General features: G+C 66.3%; 17 protein-coding genes. 5 read left to right on the forward strand and 12 right to left on the reverse strand.

The window, feature by feature from the left end; translation table 11 throughout:
- Positions 1 to 70: 70 nt before the first annotated feature.
- Both RPB_RS08320 and RPB_RS08325 read right to left on the reverse strand, forming a co-directional pair.
- Positions 71 to 1,621: an ABC transporter substrate-binding protein gene (locus RPB_RS08320; RefSeq protein ID WP_011440547.1), complete on the reverse strand. Its 1,551-nt coding sequence runs from the start codon at positions 1,619 to 1,621 to the stop codon at positions 71 to 73.
- Between the two features lie 56 nt (positions 1,622 to 1,677).
- Complete coding sequence (locus RPB_RS08325; protein ID WP_011440548.1) at positions 1,678 to 2,451, reverse strand: class II aldolase/adducin family protein; 774 nt, start codon at positions 2,449 to 2,451, stop codon at positions 1,678 to 1,680.
- A gap of 128 nt (positions 2,452 to 2,579) precedes the next feature.
- On the opposite strand from RPB_RS08325, the gene RPB_RS08330 reads away from it, so the two are divergent.
- From RPB_RS08330 to RPB_RS08350, 5 genes are all read left to right on the forward strand, one after another.
- Entirely contained in the window at positions 2,580 to 3,287 is a 708-nt protein-coding gene (locus RPB_RS08330) for a GntR family transcriptional regulator (protein WP_245258358.1), read from the forward strand.
- Between the two features lie 48 nt (positions 3,288 to 3,335).
- Positions 3,336 to 4,361, forward strand: a complete 1,026-nt coding sequence (locus tag RPB_RS08335) for a histone deacetylase family protein (protein ID WP_011440550.1) — start codon at positions 3,336 to 3,338, stop codon at positions 4,359 to 4,361.
- Positions 4,362 to 4,877: 516 nt separating this feature from the next.
- Entirely contained in the window at positions 4,878 to 5,738 is an 861-nt protein-coding gene (exbB, locus tag RPB_RS08340; protein WP_011440551.1) for a tonB-system energizer ExbB, read from the forward strand.
- A gap of 6 nt (positions 5,739 to 5,744) precedes the next feature.
- The gene (gene exbD, locus RPB_RS08345) at positions 5,745 to 6,200 is read left to right on the forward strand and encodes a TonB system transport protein ExbD (RefSeq protein WP_011440552.1); all 456 of its coding nucleotides are present in this window, start codon (positions 5,745 to 5,747) and stop codon (positions 6,198 to 6,200) included.
- On the forward strand, positions 6,197 to 7,036 hold the full coding sequence (locus RPB_RS08350; protein WP_011440553.1) for an energy transducer TonB family protein: 840 nt from the start codon (positions 6,197 to 6,199) through the stop codon (positions 7,034 to 7,036). The genes exbD and RPB_RS08350 overlap by 4 nt, the downstream gene beginning before the upstream one ends.
- Before the next feature lie 127 nt (positions 7,037 to 7,163).
- Here the strand turns inward: RPB_RS08350 and RPB_RS08355 are convergent, their stop codons facing one another.
- The 10 genes from RPB_RS08355 to RPB_RS08400 form a co-directional block, all read right to left on the reverse strand.
- Positions 7,164 to 8,081 carry an alpha/beta hydrolase gene (locus RPB_RS08355; protein WP_011440554.1) on the reverse strand — a complete coding sequence of 306 codons (918 nt, stop codon included), beginning with the start codon at positions 8,079 to 8,081 and terminating at the stop codon, positions 7,164 to 7,166.
- Between the two features lie 2 nt (positions 8,082 to 8,083).
- Positions 8,084 to 8,590 (reverse strand): MarR family winged helix-turn-helix transcriptional regulator, encoded by a 507-nt coding sequence (locus tag RPB_RS08360; protein ID WP_049824667.1) that lies wholly within the window; start codon positions 8,588 to 8,590, stop codon positions 8,084 to 8,086.
- Positions 8,571 to 9,275 (reverse strand): ABC transporter ATP-binding protein, encoded by a 705-nt coding sequence (locus RPB_RS08365; protein WP_011440556.1) that lies wholly within the window; start codon positions 9,273 to 9,275, stop codon positions 8,571 to 8,573. The genes RPB_RS08360 and RPB_RS08365 overlap by 20 nt, the downstream gene beginning before the upstream one ends.
- The gene (locus RPB_RS08370; RefSeq protein WP_011440557.1) at positions 9,272 to 10,054 is read right to left on the reverse strand and encodes an ABC transporter ATP-binding protein; all 783 of its coding nucleotides are present in this window, start codon (positions 10,052 to 10,054) and stop codon (positions 9,272 to 9,274) included. Before RPB_RS08370 ends, RPB_RS08365 begins: the two co-directional genes overlap by 4 nt.
- Entirely contained in the window at positions 10,051 to 11,964 is a 1,914-nt protein-coding gene (locus tag RPB_RS08375; protein WP_011440558.1) for an ABC transporter permease, read from the reverse strand. The genes RPB_RS08370 and RPB_RS08375 overlap by 4 nt, the downstream gene beginning before the upstream one ends.
- A gap of 120 nt (positions 11,965 to 12,084) precedes the next feature.
- Entirely contained in the window at positions 12,085 to 13,281 is a 1,197-nt protein-coding gene (locus RPB_RS08380; protein WP_011440559.1) for an ABC transporter substrate-binding protein, read from the reverse strand.
- A 101-nt stretch (positions 13,282 to 13,382) separates the two neighbouring features.
- Positions 13,383 to 13,967 (reverse strand): amino acid synthesis family protein, encoded by a 585-nt coding sequence (locus RPB_RS08385; protein WP_011440560.1) that lies wholly within the window; start codon positions 13,965 to 13,967, stop codon positions 13,383 to 13,385.
- Complete coding sequence (locus tag RPB_RS08390) at positions 13,964 to 14,548, reverse strand: amino acid synthesis family protein (RefSeq protein ID WP_011440561.1); 585 nt, start codon at positions 14,546 to 14,548, stop codon at positions 13,964 to 13,966. Before RPB_RS08390 ends, RPB_RS08385 begins: the two co-directional genes overlap by 4 nt.
- Positions 14,541 to 15,458: a UPF0280 family protein gene (locus RPB_RS08395; RefSeq protein ID WP_011440562.1), complete on the reverse strand. Its 918-nt coding sequence runs from the start codon at positions 15,456 to 15,458 to the stop codon at positions 14,541 to 14,543. The genes RPB_RS08390 and RPB_RS08395 overlap by 8 nt, the downstream gene beginning before the upstream one ends.
- A gap of 3 nt (positions 15,459 to 15,461) precedes the next feature.
- Positions 15,462 to 16,958, reverse strand: coding sequence for a hypothetical protein (locus RPB_RS08400; RefSeq protein ID WP_011440563.1), 1,497 nt, complete (start codon positions 16,956 to 16,958; stop codon positions 15,462 to 15,464).
- Between the last annotated feature and the right edge of the window lie 143 nt (positions 16,959 to 17,101).

The raw sequence follows: 17,101 nt of genomic DNA on the forward strand, positions 1-17,101 counted from the left end.
GCGTTCGAGATTAGGCTTCGGAAGTCAACCGGCGGCGGCACGGAGCGCCGCCGCCGGCTTGTCGGGGAAGTTACTTGTCGAGCCAGGCGTCGCGGAAACCGTCGTTGACGCCGATCGCGGTGGTGACGAGGTTCTTGACATTGCAGCGGGTGATGGTCGGAAATTGCAGCTCGAGCAGCCATGCGACCGGCACGTCTTCGACCAGGATCTTTTGCGCTTTGGCATAGATCTCGTCGCGCTTGGTATCCGGGAAGGCGACCGCGCCCTCGGCGAACAGCTTGTCGACCTCCGGATTCGAGTAACCTTCGACGTTGTTGAACGGCGAGCCCTTGGCGATCTGGCTGCTGACGTAATTGCGGCCGACGCCGAGCGCGGGGTCGCCGTACTGATACAGATAGGTGAAGGCGATGTCGTAGTCCCAGTCGGAGACTTTCTGGTTCCAACCGGGGACGTCGGTGGCGATCATTTCGACATTGATGCCGACGTCCTGCAGATTCTGCTTCACCGCTTCGGCCCAGCGCTGCCAGGTTTCGCCGTAGGGCAGCGGCAGCATCCGGACTTTCTCGCCTTTGTAGCCGGCTTCCTTGAGCAGGGCCTTGGCCTTCGCGGGGGCGAGATCGTATTTCGGCACGGCGCTGGTATAGTATTTGATCGCGGAGCCGGAGGGGCCCGTCGCGACCTTGCCGAGGCCGTTCCAGATCACGTCCCGCGCAAAATTGCGGTCGATGGCGAACATCAGCGCCTGACGGAATTTCGTGTTCGCCGTCGGCCCGGAGCGGTTGTTGAGCCACAGCCAGGAATGCGGGCTGAAGAATTCCCAGCCGGCGCCGGTGACGCAGACGTTCTTCAGTTTGCTCAGGCGCGGTACGTCGAAGTTTTCCACCGAGCCGCCGGGCAGCACGTCGATCTTGCCGGTCTCGAACGCCACCGACCGCGCCGCCGCGTCGGGAATGACGTGCCAGTAGATCTCGTCGATGTGGGGCTTGCCCTTGATGTAGTAGTTCGGATTCTTCACCAGCCGGATGAACGAGCCCTTCTGCCATTCCTTGAACATGTAGGGGCCGGTGCCGATCGGCGTGTTGTTGGCGGGATTGGCCTTGAAATCCGTTCCCTCGTAGATGTGCTTCGGAATCATCGGCATCGAGCCGACTTCGAAGATGCCGAGGAACGGCCCGAACGGCTCCTTCAGCGTGAACACGACGGTCGAGGCGTCGGGCGCCTCCACCTTGTCGAGCGTGGCGAGGTTGCCACGGGCGCGGGCGTGGGTCTGCTTGAGGAATTCGATCGAGAACAGCACGTCGGCGGACGTGAACGGTTTGCCGTCGTGCCAGGTCACGCCGCTCCTGAGCTTGAAGGTGTAGACCTTGCCGTCCTCGCTCACCGTCCAGCTCTCGGCGAGGCCGGGCTGCGGCTCGAGTTTCGGACCATAGCGTAGCAGGCCATCATAGATGTTGCCGGAGATCATCTGGGTCGGGCCGTTCTGGACCAGACCCAGCATCAGGCCCGGAGGCTCGGGCTGAATCACGGCATTCACGACGCCGCCTACTTTCGGCTCCTCCGCCACGGCCACGGCGTTCAGACCGCAGACCAGGGCAAGCCCAATCAAAGTGCGCTTCAGCATGGCATCTCTCTTTCTCGATGTCCTGATCCGCGCGTTGGAATGGACATGGGCGCGGTCTAGTTGATGAAGTCGGGATCGGTGCGGCCCAGCATCCGCTTGAAGGCGGCCCATTCGCTGTCGGGCTGTCCCCTGAGTTCGATGCTGTCGTAGAAATTCGCGTATTGGCCCGCGGTCTTGCGGGCGACGGCGGCGGACAGCGGGCTGATCTCGGCGCCGGACGCCTGCACCGCGAGCTGGGCGCGGCAGGACCGCTCCAGATTGTGCATCAGCTTGAAAGCCTCGGCGACGGATCGTCCGCAAGTCAGCATGCCGTGATTGCGCAGAACCATGACGAACTTGTCGCCGAGATCGGCGACGAGACGCGCGCGCTCGTCGAGATCGAGCGCGATCCCCTCGTAGTCGTGATAGGCGAGGCGATCGGTGAACTGCAGCGCCCATTGGTTGAGAGGCAGCAGCCCCTGGCGTTGGCAGGACACCGCGACGCCGGCGACGGTGTGGGTGTGCAGCACGCACATCGCATCCGTCCGCGCGGCGTGAACCGCGCTGTGAATGGTGAAGCCGGCGGGATTGATGCCGAGGCCGAGCGGATCGTCGACGATGTTGCCGTCGATATCGACTTCCACCAGGTTCGACGCCGTCACCTCTTCGAACCGCATCCCGTAGGGGTTGATCAGGAAACGGTCGTGCCGGCCGGGCAGCCTGACCGAGATGTGGGTGTAGATGCTGTCGTCGAGCCCGAGCCGGTGGATCAGCCGGTAGGCAGCCGCGAGATCGATCCGGGCCTGGCGGGTCTGATCGAGTATGGCCGCCGGCGGTACGTGAGCTGTCATCGTTGCAGTTCCAATTTTGATCTGGATCAATTTTTGATGCGACAAAGACGCAACCGCAAGGCTAAACTGTCGACAATCGGCGCTTAAATATTGTCCACCACGCCGAAACGGACCGTTTCATGCGCACAATGTCCCCTCCGGTCGGATTGCCCGCTCTCGCTGCGACGGACCTCGTCGGCCAGGTCGCGCGTGCGCTGACGCTCGCCATTCTGCAGGGGCGGCTGCCGCCCGGCTCCAAAGTTGTCGAGGCCGGGATCGCCCGGGAGCTGGGTGTCAGCAGGGCGCCGGTGCGCGAAGCCGCGCGGCTGCTGGAAAGTCAGGGCCTGCTGGTGGCGAGCCCGCGTCGCGGCTTCTTCGTGCGGCAATTTGCGGCCGATGACATCGACGACATCTTCGATCTGCGCCTGTGCGTGGAGCGGCACGCCGGCGTGCTCGCCGCGCGCAAACTCACCCCTGCGACACGCGATGCGTTGCGGCGGCAGATCGACGTCCTTCACCAGACCGCAAATCTCGACGACCCGGCCCGGCAGGTCGAAGAGGACTACCGGTTTCATCGGCTGATCTGCGAGATCGCCGGCAACCGACGGCTGTTGCGCCTGTTCGACGATCTGGCGTCCGAACTACGCATGGTCATCGGTCTGATCGGCCGACTGTACGACGACCCGCACGAAATCGCGCGGACGCACGAACCGGTTCTCGCTGCGATCGAGCAAGGCCACCCCGAAAGGATCGTGGCGCATATCGATTATCACATCGGTCATGCCTGGCGCGAGGTCGCGAAACTGGTGCGGGAGATTCCTCCCGCGACTGCCGGCGGCAAAATACGATCCGTGTGATGCCGACGAACGCCCGACGATTGATCATCAAGCCATGGGAGTCTCTGCGTGAAGGCCGTCTACAGCGAACTGCATCGAAGCCACGACCCGCAATTCTTTCTGGTTCGCGGGATCGTCCAGCGCACTACCGAACAACCCGAACGTGCCGACCGGCTGCTGGCGGGACTGAAGGCCGGCGGTCATTCGCTCGTCGAGCCGACGGCGTTCGGACAGGGCCCGCGCGCCAGGGTGCATAGTCCGGAGTATCTCGGCTTTCTCGCCGAGGCCTGGGACGCCTGGGCGGCGCTGGGCAATTCCGGCCCCGAGATGATCGCCAACATCCATCCCGTCCGCAACGAGGCGACGTATCCGACGCACATCGTCGGCCGCCTCGGCTGGCACACGATCGATACGTCCTGCCCGATCGGACCCGGCACCTGGGCCGCGGTCTGCGCCGCGACCGATGTCGCGACCTCGGCAGCCCAACTCGTGATGGACGGGGAAGACGCCGCCTACGCGCTGTGTCGTCCGCCGGGGCACCACGCCTATCGCGATCTCGCCAGCGGCTTCTGCTTTCTCAACAACAGCGCGATCGCGGCCGCCCATCTGCGGCTGAAGCACGAGCGCGTCGCGATCCTCGACGTCGACGTTCATCATGGCAACGGCACGCAGGGCATCTTCTACGAGCGGCCCGACGTGCTCACCGTTTCGATTCACGCCGACCCGACCTTCTTCAACCCCTTTGTCTGGGGCTACGCGCACGAACGCGGCGCGGGTCCGGGGCTCGGCGCCAATCTGAACATCCCGCTGGCGAAGGGCACCGACGATGACGGCTATATCGAGGCGCTCGGTGTCGCGGAAAAGACGATTCGCGCTTTTGCGCCCGGCGCTCTGGTCGTCGCGCTCGGCCTCGATGCATCCGAGCATGACCCGCTTGCGGGGCTGGCCGTCACGACCGATGGATTCCATCGCATCGGTGGCGCCATCGCGCGGTTGGGGCTGCCCACCGTGTTCGTTCAGGAAGGCGGATATCTGTCGGAGATTCTCGGACCCAACCTGACGTCGGCGCTCGCCGGCTTCGAGCAGGTTCGCTAGGTAGCGGGCTTCCGACATCGACGTGACCTCGAGAACCCCGGTCCGCGACCGGGGTTTTTTGCTATCGGGCGGATCGATCGCCGCGGTGGTGCGGACCCGCAGTCCTGCGCCGAAGGCACGCTGCGATGGCGGCGTCGTCGCGCCACGCGAACGTCGGCAACTTCGCGCAAACTGCGGAGCCGATAGCTTAGATGGATTGTAACTCCGTCAGATTGCAGAGCCGCGCGAAGAACTCTAATCGTATCTTGATACATCAGCCGGGGACCGCTCGTCCTGGCGGCTCGCCGATGCCGCGTGGCGCGGCAGAGGCCAGGTCTTGCGTCGTCTGCATGTCGTGCCGGCGGTGAACTACACATGTCTGCGACTCGAGCCGATCGGCCGTCGCGACAAAGATTGTGGGGGCGTGGCGGCTCGGCGGAGCTTGCGATGCAGGAATGCCAGTGACTGCGCATCAATTTTTGCCATGATCGGCCGCGCTTTTTGACGGGGCGGGTCGAACGAAAGAGGCGTTTCGGAATGAATGTTGTGATGCGGCGGTTCGCTTTGGGGGCGATATTCGTGCTGGTCCATCTGCCGGCCGCAGCGCAGGAGGCGACCCCGGCCGTCGAGGCGCCGGTGCCGCTGTCTCCGCCGGCGATCGCGGTGCCCACCAACTTGCCGCACGATCTGTCACCCTGGGCGATGTTTGTTGCCGCCGACAATATCGTCAAGGCGGTGATCATCGGGCTGGCGCTCGCCTCGCTGGCAACCTGGACGGTGTGGCTGGTCAAGGTCATCGAACTGACGAGCGCGCTGCGCAAGGCGCGTAGCGCGCTGCGCAAGCTGCAGCGCGCAGACAATCTGGCCGACGCAACGCGCGAGATCGAGGCCGAGTGGACCAAGGACGGTCCCGTCGCCGATCTGGTTCAGGCAGCACTGCGCGAGACCGAGCGGTCGGTCGATCTCGCGGCCGACGGCGTGAAGGAGCGGCTCGCCATCGCGCTGTCGCGGATCGAGGCCAGGGCCGGCCGCGACATGGCACGATCGACCGGGCTGCTCGCGACCATCGGGGCGACCGCGCCGTTCATCGGCCTGTTCGGCACGGTGTGGGGTATCATGAATTCGTTCATCGGCATCGCGCAGTCGAAGACCACCAATCTGGCGGTCGTGGCCCCGGGCATCGCCGAAGCGCTGCTCGCCACCGCGATCGGCCTGGTCGCGGCGATTCCGGCGGTGATCATCTACAACGTGTTCGCGCGTGCCATCGCCGGCTATCGCGCGCTGTTGTCGGATGCGTCCGGCGAAGTGCTGCAGCACCTGTCGCGCGATCTGGAACGGCAGCAGAAGCCTGTCGTCAGCCGCGCCGCGCCTGCGCGCTCGCGCTGGATGGCGGAGTAGCCGACCATGGCGGTGACGCTGAAGGATCCGCACGACGGCGACCTCGCCGAACTGTCCGAAATCAACGTGACGCCGTTCATCGACGTGATGCTGGTGCTGCTGATCATCTTCATGGTGGCGGCGCCGCTGTCGACGGTGGATGTCGGCGTCGATCTGCCGACCTCCAATGCGCAGCCGCAGCCCAGGCCCGACAAGCCGCTCTATCTCACCGTCAAGCCGGACCTGTCACTGGCGCTCGGCAATGAGGATGTGGCGCGTGAGGCGTTGCAGGCCGCGCTGGATGGACAGACCTCCGGCGATCGCGAGCAGCGGGTGTTCCTGCGCGCCGACGGCGTGGTGCCGTATCGTGACCTGATGGCGGTGATGAATCTGCTGCGCGGGGCGGGCTATCTCAAAGTGGCGCTGGTCGGCCTCGAGGACACCGGGCAGGGCAGTGCGATCGCGGCGACGCCGCGGCCATGAGATTCGGCTGGCACGATCCGGACGCGCGGCCTGCCGGTTCGCCGCGAGGGTCCCGTGCGCGCTGGCTGCTTGCGGCGGCGACGGTCACCGGACTTCATGCGGCCGCGATCGTGATTGGGCTGAACCGGAAGCCCGCCGAGGCGGCGGGCGAGCCGCCGGCGGCGCTGATGCTGGAGCTTGCGCCGCTCGCCGTCGCGCCCGACGTGCCGCAGCAGGATCTGCCGCCGGGTCCGCTCCTCGCCGAGGCGCAACCCGAAGCCGAACCGGAGCCTGAAACCCCGGTCGAGGAGAAGGTGCAGGAGATCGAGCCGAAGCCGGAAGAAACCTCGATCGAACCGCCGCCGGCGCCCGTGATGCCCTCCGCCGCCGTGCTGCCGCCGCCGCCGAAACCGAAACCGGAGAAGAAGCCGCAACCGAAGAAGAAGCGGGCCGCCGATCGGACCAAGCCGATCAACCCGGACCAGCCGAAAATGACGCAGACTTCGGCGCCGCCGAGTGCACAGCTGGAACGATCCGATCAGATGGCTGCGCCGCGGGCGGGCGCTGCGATGCCGTCGGCGGCTTCGGTCGCCTCGTGGCGCGGCAGCCTGATGGCGCATCTCAACCGTCACAAGCGGTTTCCACCCGGCGGCGGCATGGGCACCGCGTCGGTTGCGTTCTCCATCGATCGGTCAGGCCAGGTGCGCTCGGCGCGACTGGTCGGATCGTCCGGCGACGCCGCGCTCGATGCCGAAGCCGTCAGCCTGGTTCGCCGCGCCAGTCCGGTTCCGCCGCCGCCAGCCAATGTCGGCGGCTCGTCGATTTCACTGTCGGTCCCGATCCGGTTCAGCCGCTGAGGTCGACCTCGCGGGTCGGTATCCGTGCGGTGACGCTGGCGGGCCTGAAGCCGTGGAAGCTGACGCCGCGATGCTGCGCCCACGCTTCGGATACATCGGCATGATCCGGTTTTCGGCCGCCGGAGCACTACTCGGGAAAGGCCGCGCCCGATCGCAATGCTGAAGTGCGATCATCTCCGGTCTCGCCTGCCAGATCGCGCGCGGCGCGTACCAGCGCGCCGTCGGCTCGGCGCAGCTCTGCCAAAATCGAGAAGTGATTGTGCCCCGCGATCGGCAGCAGCCGCCCCGGCGCGCCCGCGGCGCAGCGACGCTCGTAGAAGTTGATGGAATCCAGCACCAGCGTCGGCAGTTCATGATCGCCATAGGCGAGGTCGAGACGCTTGTCGATCACCGGCAGTCGCAGCGGCGACAGCGTTTCGATCTCGGCATCGGTCAGTTTGAGCGCATCGTTCAGGCCGGTGTCGCGGAGCGGCGCCAGATCGAACACGCCGGAGATCGAAAGCCCGGCCGCGACCAGCGGATGGTCGAGCGTCATCGCCACGAGATGGCCGCCGGCCGACCAGCCCGAGGTGATCATCGGACCGGCGACGCCATGGTCCGGCGCATGCGCGGCGAGCCAGTCCAGCGCCTGCCGCACCTCGTCGACGATTTCGGTGAGCGATACTTCGGGCGCCAGCGAATAGCCGGGGATCGCCATCGACCAGCCATGCGCCGCGACGCCTTCGACCATCATGGCGAACAGTTCGCGCGAATTCTTCTGCCAGTAGCCGCCGTGCAGGAACAGCAGGCAGGGCGCATCCGGGTCGGCCGCCGGATAGAGGTCGATCTTGTTGTTCGTGCGAGGACCATAAGGCAGGTCGAGCACTGACCGCAGCGTCGCGCGCGCCTGCGCAGAGGCCACGTTCCGTTCGGCGATCAAGGCCGGGCTGTCGGCGACCGCGGTGTTGTTGTCGTAGGCGGCGTCGCGCTCGCTCCGGGAGAGCCGTGCCCAGTCATCTCTCGGATCGGCAGGTCGGTTCGCCGAAGGTGCGTTTGGGTGAGCCATGGCTATTTCAATCGTTCGAGCAGGCTGAGGAACAGCGTGCGCTCCTCCTTCGCCAATGGTGACAGCGTGGCCTTGGTGATCTCGTGCGCCACTGGAATCGATCGCTCGGCCAGGGCCGCACCTTCGGGCGTCAACGCCACGAGCAGGCGGCGTCCGTCTTCCGGATCCGGGCTGGTCTCCAGCAATCCGCGCTTCACCAGGCGCTCGACCACGCCCTTGATGGTGGCGGCATCCATCGCCGTGTGCCGGCCGAGCAGGTTCTGCGAGCACGGCCCGAGTTCGAGCAGCTTCGACAAGGCGGCCCACTGAGTCATCGTCAGATCCTCGCCCATGCGCCCCACGAAGATGGTGGCATGACGCTGCAGCACCTGACGCAGCACGAAACCGACCTGGGCGTCGAGCAGATAGTGCGATGTGGACTTGCTCTTGCCGCGCCGCTTGTCCGTTACTTTCTTCTTACTCAACTCATGGCCCCGCTGCCCGTCCTGGTCACACCGCGAGATAAGCATCCCGGATTTCGGGGTGCGCCTCGAGTTCGTCGATGGTGCCGGAGAATCGAATTCGTCCCTTCTCGATAATATAGGCGCGATCGCAGATCAGCTTGGCAAAATGCAGATTCTGCTCGGAAATGACGATGCTGAGCCCTTCGCGCTTCATCGCCAGAATGGCGTCGGCCATCTGCTCGACGATCTTGGGCGCGAGCCCTTCGGAGGGTTCGTCCAGCAGCACGAGCGAGGGGTTTCCCATCAGCGTGCGGCCGATACTGAGCATCTGCTGTTCGCCGCCGCTCATGTCGCCGCCGAGCCGCTTGCGCATTTCGCCGAGATTGGGAAACAGCGTGTAGATCCGCTCCGGCGTCCAGGCGGCGACGCCGGGGCGGGCTTTCTGGCGGCCGACTTCGAAATTCTCCTCGACGCTCAGTTCGGTGAAGATCCGCCGGTCTTCCGGCACATAGCCGAGCCCGCGCCGCACGATCTCGTAGGACGGCAGCCGCGAGACGTCCTCACCTTCGAACGTCACTTTTCCCTCACGACGGGACACCAGCCCCACCACTGATCGGAAGGTCGTGCTCTTGCCGGCGCCGTTGCGCCCGAGCATGGCGACGACCTCGCCCTCGCCGACCGCGAAGCCGACGTCGAACAGGATGTGGGCGGGCCCGTAGAAACTGTTCAGCTCAGAGACTTCGAGCTTCATTGCACGGCCTCCTTGCGATGCTTGGGATCGTAGAGCAGGCCGTCGCCGAGATAGATCGCCTGCACGTGCGGATCGTTGCGGACCTGCTGCGGCGTGCCGCGCGCGACCAATTGCCCACGGTTCAGCACCATCACCTCGTCGGCGTGCTCGAACACCACATCCATGTCGTGCTCGGTGAACAACACGCCGATGTCCTTGTCGCGGGCGATGCCGGCGGTGAGGCGCATCAGCTCGACGCGCTCTTTCGGCGCCATGCCGGCGGTCGGTTCGTCCATCAGCAGCAGCCGCGGCTGGTTGGCGAGCGCCACGGCCAGCTCGAGCCGCTTCAGATCGCCGTATGCGAGTTCGCCGCACGGCCGCTCGGCCTGCTCCTGCATTCCGACGAGGGCGAGGAGTTCGTTCGCTTCGTCGCGATGGCTCGCACCCGCATAGCCGACCATCGACCACAGCCGGCGGTGAAACGACAGCAGCGCGACCTGAATATTCTCGCGCACCGTCATCGACGAGAAGGTCGCAGTGATCTGGAAGGTGCGGCCGACGCCGCGCCGCCACACCGTGCGGGGCGGCAGGCCGACGATCTCCTCGCCGGCGAGCTTGATCGAGCCCACATCGGGCCGGATCTGGCCGTTGAGCATGTTGAAGCAGGTGCTCTTGCCGGCGCCGTTGGGGCCGATCAGCGCCAGGATTTCGCCGGGGCGCACGGCGAAGCTGACGTCGCGCACGGCATGAACTCCGGCGTAGGACTTCACCAGTCCTTTGACTTCGAGCAACGCGGTCATTCGGCGGCCTCCATCTTGGCGATCCCGAGCGCGTCGGATTTGCCGGCCGGCTTCGGCCCGGCGCCGTTCGGCGCCGGCGGCCGGCGATGCCGCCAATCCTCGATGAAACCGACGATGCCCTTGGGCGCAGCCACCACCAGCAGCACGATGATCGCGCCGAGCACGAGCTTGGAGAGGTCGGTCTGGCTCATCAGCCAGATCGCCAGCGCCTTGTAGACGATCGCGCCGACCACCGCGCCCGACACCGTTTCGATGCCGCCGAGCAGCACCATCACCAATCCGTCGACCGAGATCGGGATCGCCAGCGATTCCGGAAACACCGAGCCCTTGAGGAAGGCGAACAGCGCGCCGGCGACGCCGGCGAAGGTGCCGGCGACGATCAGCGCGGCCCACTGCACCGACTTGCGGTCGATGCCGATCGCCTCCGAGCGCAGCGTATTGTCGCGCGTCGCCCGCAGACCGAAGCCGAACGGCGAGAACACCAGCATCCGCAGCAGTGCGACGCCCGCGACGACCACGCCGAGCGTGAGCCAGAAGAAGCCTTGCGGGGTCGACGCCCAGGCCGAGGGCCAGATCCCGAGAATGCCGTTGTCGCCGCCGGTCACCTCGACCCACTGGAACGCGATCGACCAGATGATCTGGGCGAAGGCCAGCGTCAGCATGGCGAAATACACACCCGACAGCCGCACGCAGAACCAGCCCGACACCACCGCGCCGAGCAGGCCGAACAACGGGCCGACGAGCAGCGCGACCTCCATCGGGGCGCCGAGAAACTTGACGGCGAACGCCGCGCCATAGGCGCCGAGGCCGAAAAACGCCGCGTGGCCGAACGATGCCAACCCGCCCACTGTCATCATGAAGTGCAGGCTGGCGGCGAACAGCACGAACACCAGGATCTCCGCGCCGACGCTCAACAGATAGTTGCCGGCGACCAAGGGCAGGCAGGCCGCGATGACGACGACGACCGCGGCGCCGATGCGCTCCCATTGCGACAGCGGCTTCCAGGGCCGGAACGAGATCCCGGCGCTGGCGCGGGCGCCGCGTTCGGCCTTGCCGAGCAGTCCGTAGGGCCGCACCACCAGCACCACCGCCATCACCAGGAACACGGCGATCAGCGAGATCTTCGGCAGCACCAGAATGCCGAGCGCGTTCAATTCCGACACCAGAACCGCGGCGATGAAGGCGCCGGTGACCGAGCCGAGCCCGCCGATCACCACCACCACGAACACCTCGACGATGATCGACAGGTCCATGTAGTGGGTCACGGTGGTGCGCGGGATCTGCAGCGCGCCGCCGAGCGCGGCGAGGAAGCAGCCGAGTGCGAACACGCTGGTGAACAGCCACTTCTGATTGACGCCGAGGCAGGCGACCATGTCGCGGTCCTGTGTCGCGGCGCGCACCAGCACGCCCCAGCGGGTGCGGTGGAACAACAGCCACAATGCGCCGAGTACGACCGGACCGAGCACGATCAGCAGGATGTCGTAGGTCGGCACCAGGCGTCCGAACAGGCTGAAGGCGCCGGCGAAGCCGGGCGCGCGCGGCCCCATCAGATCGTCGGCGCCCCAGATCAGCACCACGATGTCCTGTACCATCAGCGTCACGCCGAAGGTGGCGAGCAATTGGAACAGCTCGGGCGCGTGATAGATGCGGCGCAGCAGCACCATCTCCATCAGCGCGCCGAGCACCGCCACGATCAGGCTGGCGGCGAGCAGTCCGCCCCAGAAGCCGAGCGGGCCGGAAAAGCGGTCGGTCAGCGTGAAGGCGACATAGGCGCCGAGCATGTAGAACGCGCCGTGCGCGAAGTTCACGATGCGCGTGACGCCGAAGATGATCGAGAGCCCGGATGCGACCAGGAACAGCGACGCGGCGCTGGCGAGACCGCTGAGGGCCTGGACCAATATCAGTTCCACGGCGACGCCTTTCGTGCTGGAGGAGGAGCGGGTTGGGTCTGGTGTCCGCCGCTGATGTCAGCGGCGGACGTTCGCAAGAGAGGAAGCAGCCGTGCGGGCGGCCTCATGCCGCCCCGGGCCTCAGTTCGCCGGACGCAGCTTGGCGGCCTCGGCCTCGGGCGGTAGATAGTCGGCGCCCTTCTTGAACTTGATGTCGGTCATGATGCCCTTGCCGTCCTTCTGCGTGGTCTTGCCGACATAGGCGCCCATCGTCGACTGATGATCGCCGGCGCGGTAGACGACCGCGCCGAACGGGGTGTCGACCTTCAGGTTCTTCATCGCCTTGACCAGGCCGTCGGTGGAGTGATCGTCGGTGGCGGTCAGCACGGCGGCGATGGTCTTCACGGTGGCGTAGCCGACCACCGAGCCGAGCCGCGGATAGTCCTTGTTGAGCTGTTGGTAAGCGTCGAGGAAAGCCTGATGCTCCGGCGTGCTGATCGCGTACCAGGGATAGCCGGTGACGATCCAGCCCTCCGGCGTTTCGGTCTTCAGCGGGTCGAGATATTCCGGCTCGCCGGTGAGATAGCTCACCACCGCGCGATCCTTGAACACGCCGCGGGTATTGCCCTCGCGCACCAGCTTGACCAGGTCGCCGGCGAAGGTGGCGTTGAGGATGGCGTCGGGCTTGGCGGCGTCGATCGCCTGCAGCACCGGGCCGGCGTCGATCTTGTTCAGCGGCGGCCATTGCTCGGCGACGAACTCGACGTCGGGACGCTTCTTGCTGAGAATCTCCTTGAACGCGGCGACGAACGACTGGCCGAATTCGTAGTTGGGCGCAATCGTCGCCCACTTCTTGGCCGGCAGCTTGGCGGCTTCCTCCGCCAGCATCGAGGCCTGCATATAGTTCGATGTGCGCAGCCGGAAAGTATAGTCGTTGCCCTTCGACCAGACGATGGCGTCGGTCAGCGGCTCGGCGGCGACGTAGAGCACCTTCTTCTGCTTGGCGAAGTCGGACAGCGCCAGGCCGATATTCGACAGGAAGCCGCCGGCGATCATCACCACGCCGTCGCGCGACACCAGCTCGTTGGCGGCGGTCAGCGCGTCGCCCGGCTTGCCGCCGTCGTCCTTGGTGATGACGACGAGCTTCTTGCCCTTGATGCCGCCGGCATCGTTGATCTGCTTCAGCGCCAGTTCCATGCCCTTGCGGTATGGCTCGGTGAAGCCGGGGAGTGCCGAATAGGAGTTGATCTCTCCCACCTTGATCTCGCCTTGCTGCGCATAGGCAGCGCCGGAGGCGAAAAGCAGTGCCGTCAAAGCCAGTCGTGCGACGTGTTTCATACGCTCATGCCCTCTGTTTGAACCAACCTCAGCCACTCGTCGTCTAGATCCGTCGTCTTCACGCGAAGCGGTCGCCACTTCGCTCGAAAACGCAGTTTCTTTCAGCGCAATCCGTCTTCGCCCTTGATCTCGGCGGTCGTCAGTCCGCCGACGCGCGGCAGCGGTCGGCCGGAATCCGTGATGGCCACCGCCACCACGATCTCGTTGGCGCGCGGCGCATCCGCCACGCTCACCTGCATGCCGTCGAAATGGCTGCGGACGAAGGCCGCGTCCTTGTGCCCGAGCGGAATGTCCAGCTCGGCGCCGAGGCCGCCGCGTCGCTTCGACGAGGGGATCAGCGCCGCGCCCTTGCCCAGCACCTTGCGGACCGGCGCGCCCATTTTCGGGTGCAGCAAGGCTGCGGCGTGTTCGAGCTCGCCGTTCTCGCCGACCAGCGCGGCCTTGCCGTAGCTTTCGGCCTTGCCGCCGTCGATGCCGAGCGCGTCCACCGCCTTCTGCGCGAGCAACTCGCCGAGTTCTTCCCCGATCGCGATCAGCTCCGAGAGGTCCTCGACATAACGGCCGGCGAACGGATTTTCGATCACCGCGACCGCCGCCGCGCGCCGCGTCGGCGGCGTCACGGAACGTCCCATCTCCGTCAGCGTCTCTTCCACGACGACGACGATCTTGCGGATTTTCGCGCTCATCGCAGCCCGTCCTCGCCCTTGATCTCCGCCGCGGCGAGTCCGCCGACGCGGGCGTGGACCCGCGGACCGGAGCTCATCACCAGCACCAGCGCGATCTCGTCGGCCTTGGGGCCGTCCGGCACGCCGACTTCCATCGCGTCGAAATGGCTGCGCACGTAGGAGGCGTTGACATGGGTCACCGGCACGTCGAGCCGTGTGCCCGGTCCGCCGACCTTCTTGGTCGATGGCACGATCGCCTTGGCGTCGCCGAGGATCTCGCGCATCGCGTAGCCGCCCGGGACGTGCCAGAGCGCGCCGTGCTCCAGTTCGCCGGCGGCGCCGACGATGGCGCCTTTGCCGTAGCCGTCGATGGATTTCGCGTCGCCGCCGAGCGCCTGCAGCAACTCGCCTGCGAGCGCCACGCCGAGCGGGGTCAGATCATCCATGAACCCGGCGATGTCCTGCACATAGCGGCCGGCGAACGGGTTCTCGATCACCGCGATGATCGCGCCGCGCTTGCGCGGGGTGGCCGCCACCGGGCCGCCCTCGTGGAAGATCTCCTCGGTGATCAGGAGCTTCTTGCGGATTTTGACCTCAGGCATCGGGTTGCTCTTGTTGTGGTTCGAAGGAAAGGAACGCCGCTGTGTCGCCGACGCTGGCGGTCTCGCCCTGCAAATGCAGGGCCGCGGCACAGATCAGTCCGCGCGACAGCAGCGCGCGTGCCACCGTCACGCCTGCAACCAGCGCTGCGTCGCGCTCGGCCGGGCCGAGGCGTGGCACATGCCGGGTGACCTGCAGTGTACCCAGATCGCTGTCCGGTTGAAGCTCGTTGGCGGCTTCACGAACAATACCGCGATGGCCGGGCAGGTCGACCGCGTTGGCGACCACGGTCGCGGCAGCGTCAGCCATCGCGGCGGTGGGCGCGAGGATGGTCACCGCGTCGGCGATGCCGAGCGAGAAGCTGCGCCCGTGCCAGCCGCTGGTCGCCACGCCGCGCACCGGGCTGCTGGCATCGATCTCGGCGCGGCCGATCAGGCGCGGCTGGTCCGGGCGGTCGATCAACCCGACGGTGAAGCTTGCATCCTGCGCCAGATGCACCGCGATATCGCCGCCATTGTTGACATAGGCGCGGGTGATGCCGGGGCAGACCAGCGCTTTCAGGATCTCGTCCGCGACCGCGCCCGCCACCGCCGCCATCGGCGTGATGAAAACTTCATCGGCGAACGGTGCCACCGCATCGGCCATGCGCTGTGCGACCGGGTGGGCCAGTGGCAGCGCGTCGCGTCCGGCGGGCTTTCGCAGCGCAGGCAGTTCGGCGCACAGCGCATCCAGCAGGCCGGCGAAGCGCTGCGCGGCGGCGGCATAAGCGTGCCGGACGGCGCGCGGGTCGCCGGTCGCCTCGATGATCAGGTCGATCGGGCCGTCCTGTAAGTGCAAGCGCCGGCCGTCCGCCAGCATCGCCGCCTGCGCTGCGCGTCCTCGGGTCGGGGTGAGGAGGTGCGGGGCGGCCATCGATCAGCCGAAGAAACGCTTGGCCGCATTCGGAGCGAGCGGCCACGGGTTGTCGGAATGAGGCCCCACGGTCTGCAGGCCGTCGTTCAGAGCGATCGACGACACCGGCCGAACCTCGGCCATGTGACCGCCGAGCTCTTCGTAGTCCGACAGCCGCAGCGTGAACTCGATCGGCGCCACGAGAGCGGGCGTCGGCACATAGCCGAAGGCGTTCTCCGGCATCTTGGTGACGTCGACCATCAGGGTGATGCCGCCGCCGGGATAGACATAGACCGGCGCGCCGCCGCAGGTGACATAGGTCAGCGCGTCCTTCACCGAATGCGTCAGTCGCACCGGATTTTCCGTGACGCCCGCGCGCAGCGAGCCGCCGGCGCCGGCCATGAACAGCACGGTGGAGAGCGCCGGCTCGCAATTGTCCTTCACGCGCTGCGACAGGGCCGCGAGCTCCGCAGGCATCTCCTTCTGGCGGGGAGAGAGCGTTTCGTCGAGTTCGTAGTAGGCCGCGTGTTCGCCGGTGGTCGAGATGAAGTACAGCCGCAGCCCGGGCCAGGCGACCTTGCGGTCGAACGGGCCGAGGATCGACAGTGGATCGGAAATGTTGGTGCCGCCCCAGCCGGTGCCGGGCTCGGCGACCTGGAAGTAGCGGCCGGGCGTCGAACGCCGGCCCTTGATCTTGATGCCGGTGTCGGGCACGCCGAGCACCTTGCCGGCCTGGTGTTCCGACAGCACGCCGGTGATGTGATCGTCGACCACCACCACGTCGTCGACGAGGCCGAGCCATTGCTTGGCGAACATGCCGATCGTGGCGGAGCCGCAGCCGACCCGCATCCGCTCTTCCTTGACGCCGTTGACGATCGGAGGCTGCCCGGCCTGCACGACGACGGTCGAGCCGCCGTCGATGGTGAGTTCGACCGGCTTGCCGTTGCACAGATCGAGCAGGGCCTCGCAGGTGACGCGGCCTTCCTTCTTGCTGCCGCCGGTGAGGTGATGCACGCCGCCGAGCGACAGCATCTGCGAGCCGTATTCGGAGGTGGTGACGTGGCCTACCGCTTCGCCCGACGCGCGCACCGTGGATTGCTCGGGGCCGAGGAAGCGGTCGGTGTCGATCTTCACCTTGACGCCGCAATAACTGAAGATGCCCTCGGTGACGACCGTGACCATGTCGACGCCGTCGACTTCAGAGGAGACGATGAACGGCGCGGGCTTGTAGTCCGGATAGGTCGTGCCGGCGCCGATCGCGGTGACGAAGGTCTCGGGCGGCGCGATCAGTTGGCCGTCCCAGGAGCCGTCGCGGTGAAACGGAACGACGGTACCGCCGTGCGCCAGCGCGCGATCGAGCACGATGTGCGGATCGACGCGAACCAGGTCGCCGTCGTGATTGGCGTAGCGATCGCAGGCGCCGCTCATGCCGGGCTTGATGTAGCACATCACCGGACAGGCATCGCAGCGAATCTTGGCGTCGCTCGCTTTGTCCGTCCCGGGAATGGTTTCGTCGGCCATGTGGCTCTGCTCTTCGCTCCGCTCGCCGGTCCGACATTGCGTCGACCGTCGCAGTTTGTATGTATACTAATGAAAAGCGGGACCCGATCCAAGTCAAGCATAAGGAATGGGCAGCGTCTGCCCAAACCATCATCGCACTGCAA

The organism is Rhodopseudomonas palustris HaA2 (assembly GCF_000013365.1).
Taxonomy (GTDB): Bacteria; Pseudomonadota; Alphaproteobacteria; order Rhizobiales; family Xanthobacteraceae; genus Rhodopseudomonas; species Rhodopseudomonas palustris_J.

Coding starts and splice junctions, on each gene's coding strand:
- RPB_RS08400 (WP_011440563.1), bottom strand. CDS start 16,958: ATGGCCGACGAAACCATTCCCGGGACGGACAAAGCGAGCGACGCCAAG.
- RPB_RS08330 (WP_245258358.1), top strand. CDS start 2,580: ATGTCCCCTCCGGTCGGATTGCCCGCTCTCGCTGCGACGGACCTCGTC.
- RPB_RS08325 (WP_011440548.1), bottom strand. CDS start 2,451: ATGACAGCTCACGTACCGCCGGCGGCCATACTCGATCAGACCCGCCAG.
- RPB_RS08355 (WP_011440554.1), bottom strand. CDS start 8,081: ATGGCTCACCCAAACGCACCTTCGGCGAACCGACCTGCCGATCCGAGA.
- exbB (WP_011440551.1), top strand. CDS start 4,878: ATGAATGTTGTGATGCGGCGGTTCGCTTTGGGGGCGATATTCGTGCTG.
- RPB_RS08385 (WP_011440560.1), bottom strand. CDS start 13,967: ATGAGCGCGAAAATCCGCAAGATCGTCGTCGTCGTGGAAGAGACGCTG.
- exbD (WP_011440552.1), top strand. CDS start 5,745: ATGGCGGTGACGCTGAAGGATCCGCACGACGGCGACCTCGCCGAACTG.
- RPB_RS08365 (WP_011440556.1), bottom strand. CDS start 9,275: ATGAAGCTCGAAGTCTCTGAGCTGAACAGTTTCTACGGGCCCGCCCAC.
- RPB_RS08360 (WP_049824667.1), bottom strand. CDS start 8,590: ATGCTTATCTCGCGGTGTGACCAGGACGGGCAGCGGGGCCATGAGTTG.
- RPB_RS08380 (WP_011440559.1), bottom strand. CDS start 13,281: ATGAAACACGTCGCACGACTGGCTTTGACGGCACTGCTTTTCGCCTCC.
- RPB_RS08390 (WP_011440561.1), bottom strand. CDS start 14,548: ATGCCTGAGGTCAAAATCCGCAAGAAGCTCCTGATCACCGAGGAGATC.
- RPB_RS08395 (WP_011440562.1), bottom strand. CDS start 15,458: ATGGCCGCCCCGCACCTCCTCACCCCGACCCGAGGACGCGCAGCGCAG.
- RPB_RS08370 (WP_011440557.1), bottom strand. CDS start 10,054: ATGACCGCGTTGCTCGAAGTCAAAGGACTGGTGAAGTCCTACGCCGGA.
- RPB_RS08320 (WP_011440547.1), bottom strand. CDS start 1,621: ATGCTGAAGCGCACTTTGATTGGGCTTGCCCTGGTCTGCGGTCTGAAC.
- RPB_RS08350 (WP_011440553.1), top strand. CDS start 6,197: ATGAGATTCGGCTGGCACGATCCGGACGCGCGGCCTGCCGGTTCGCCG.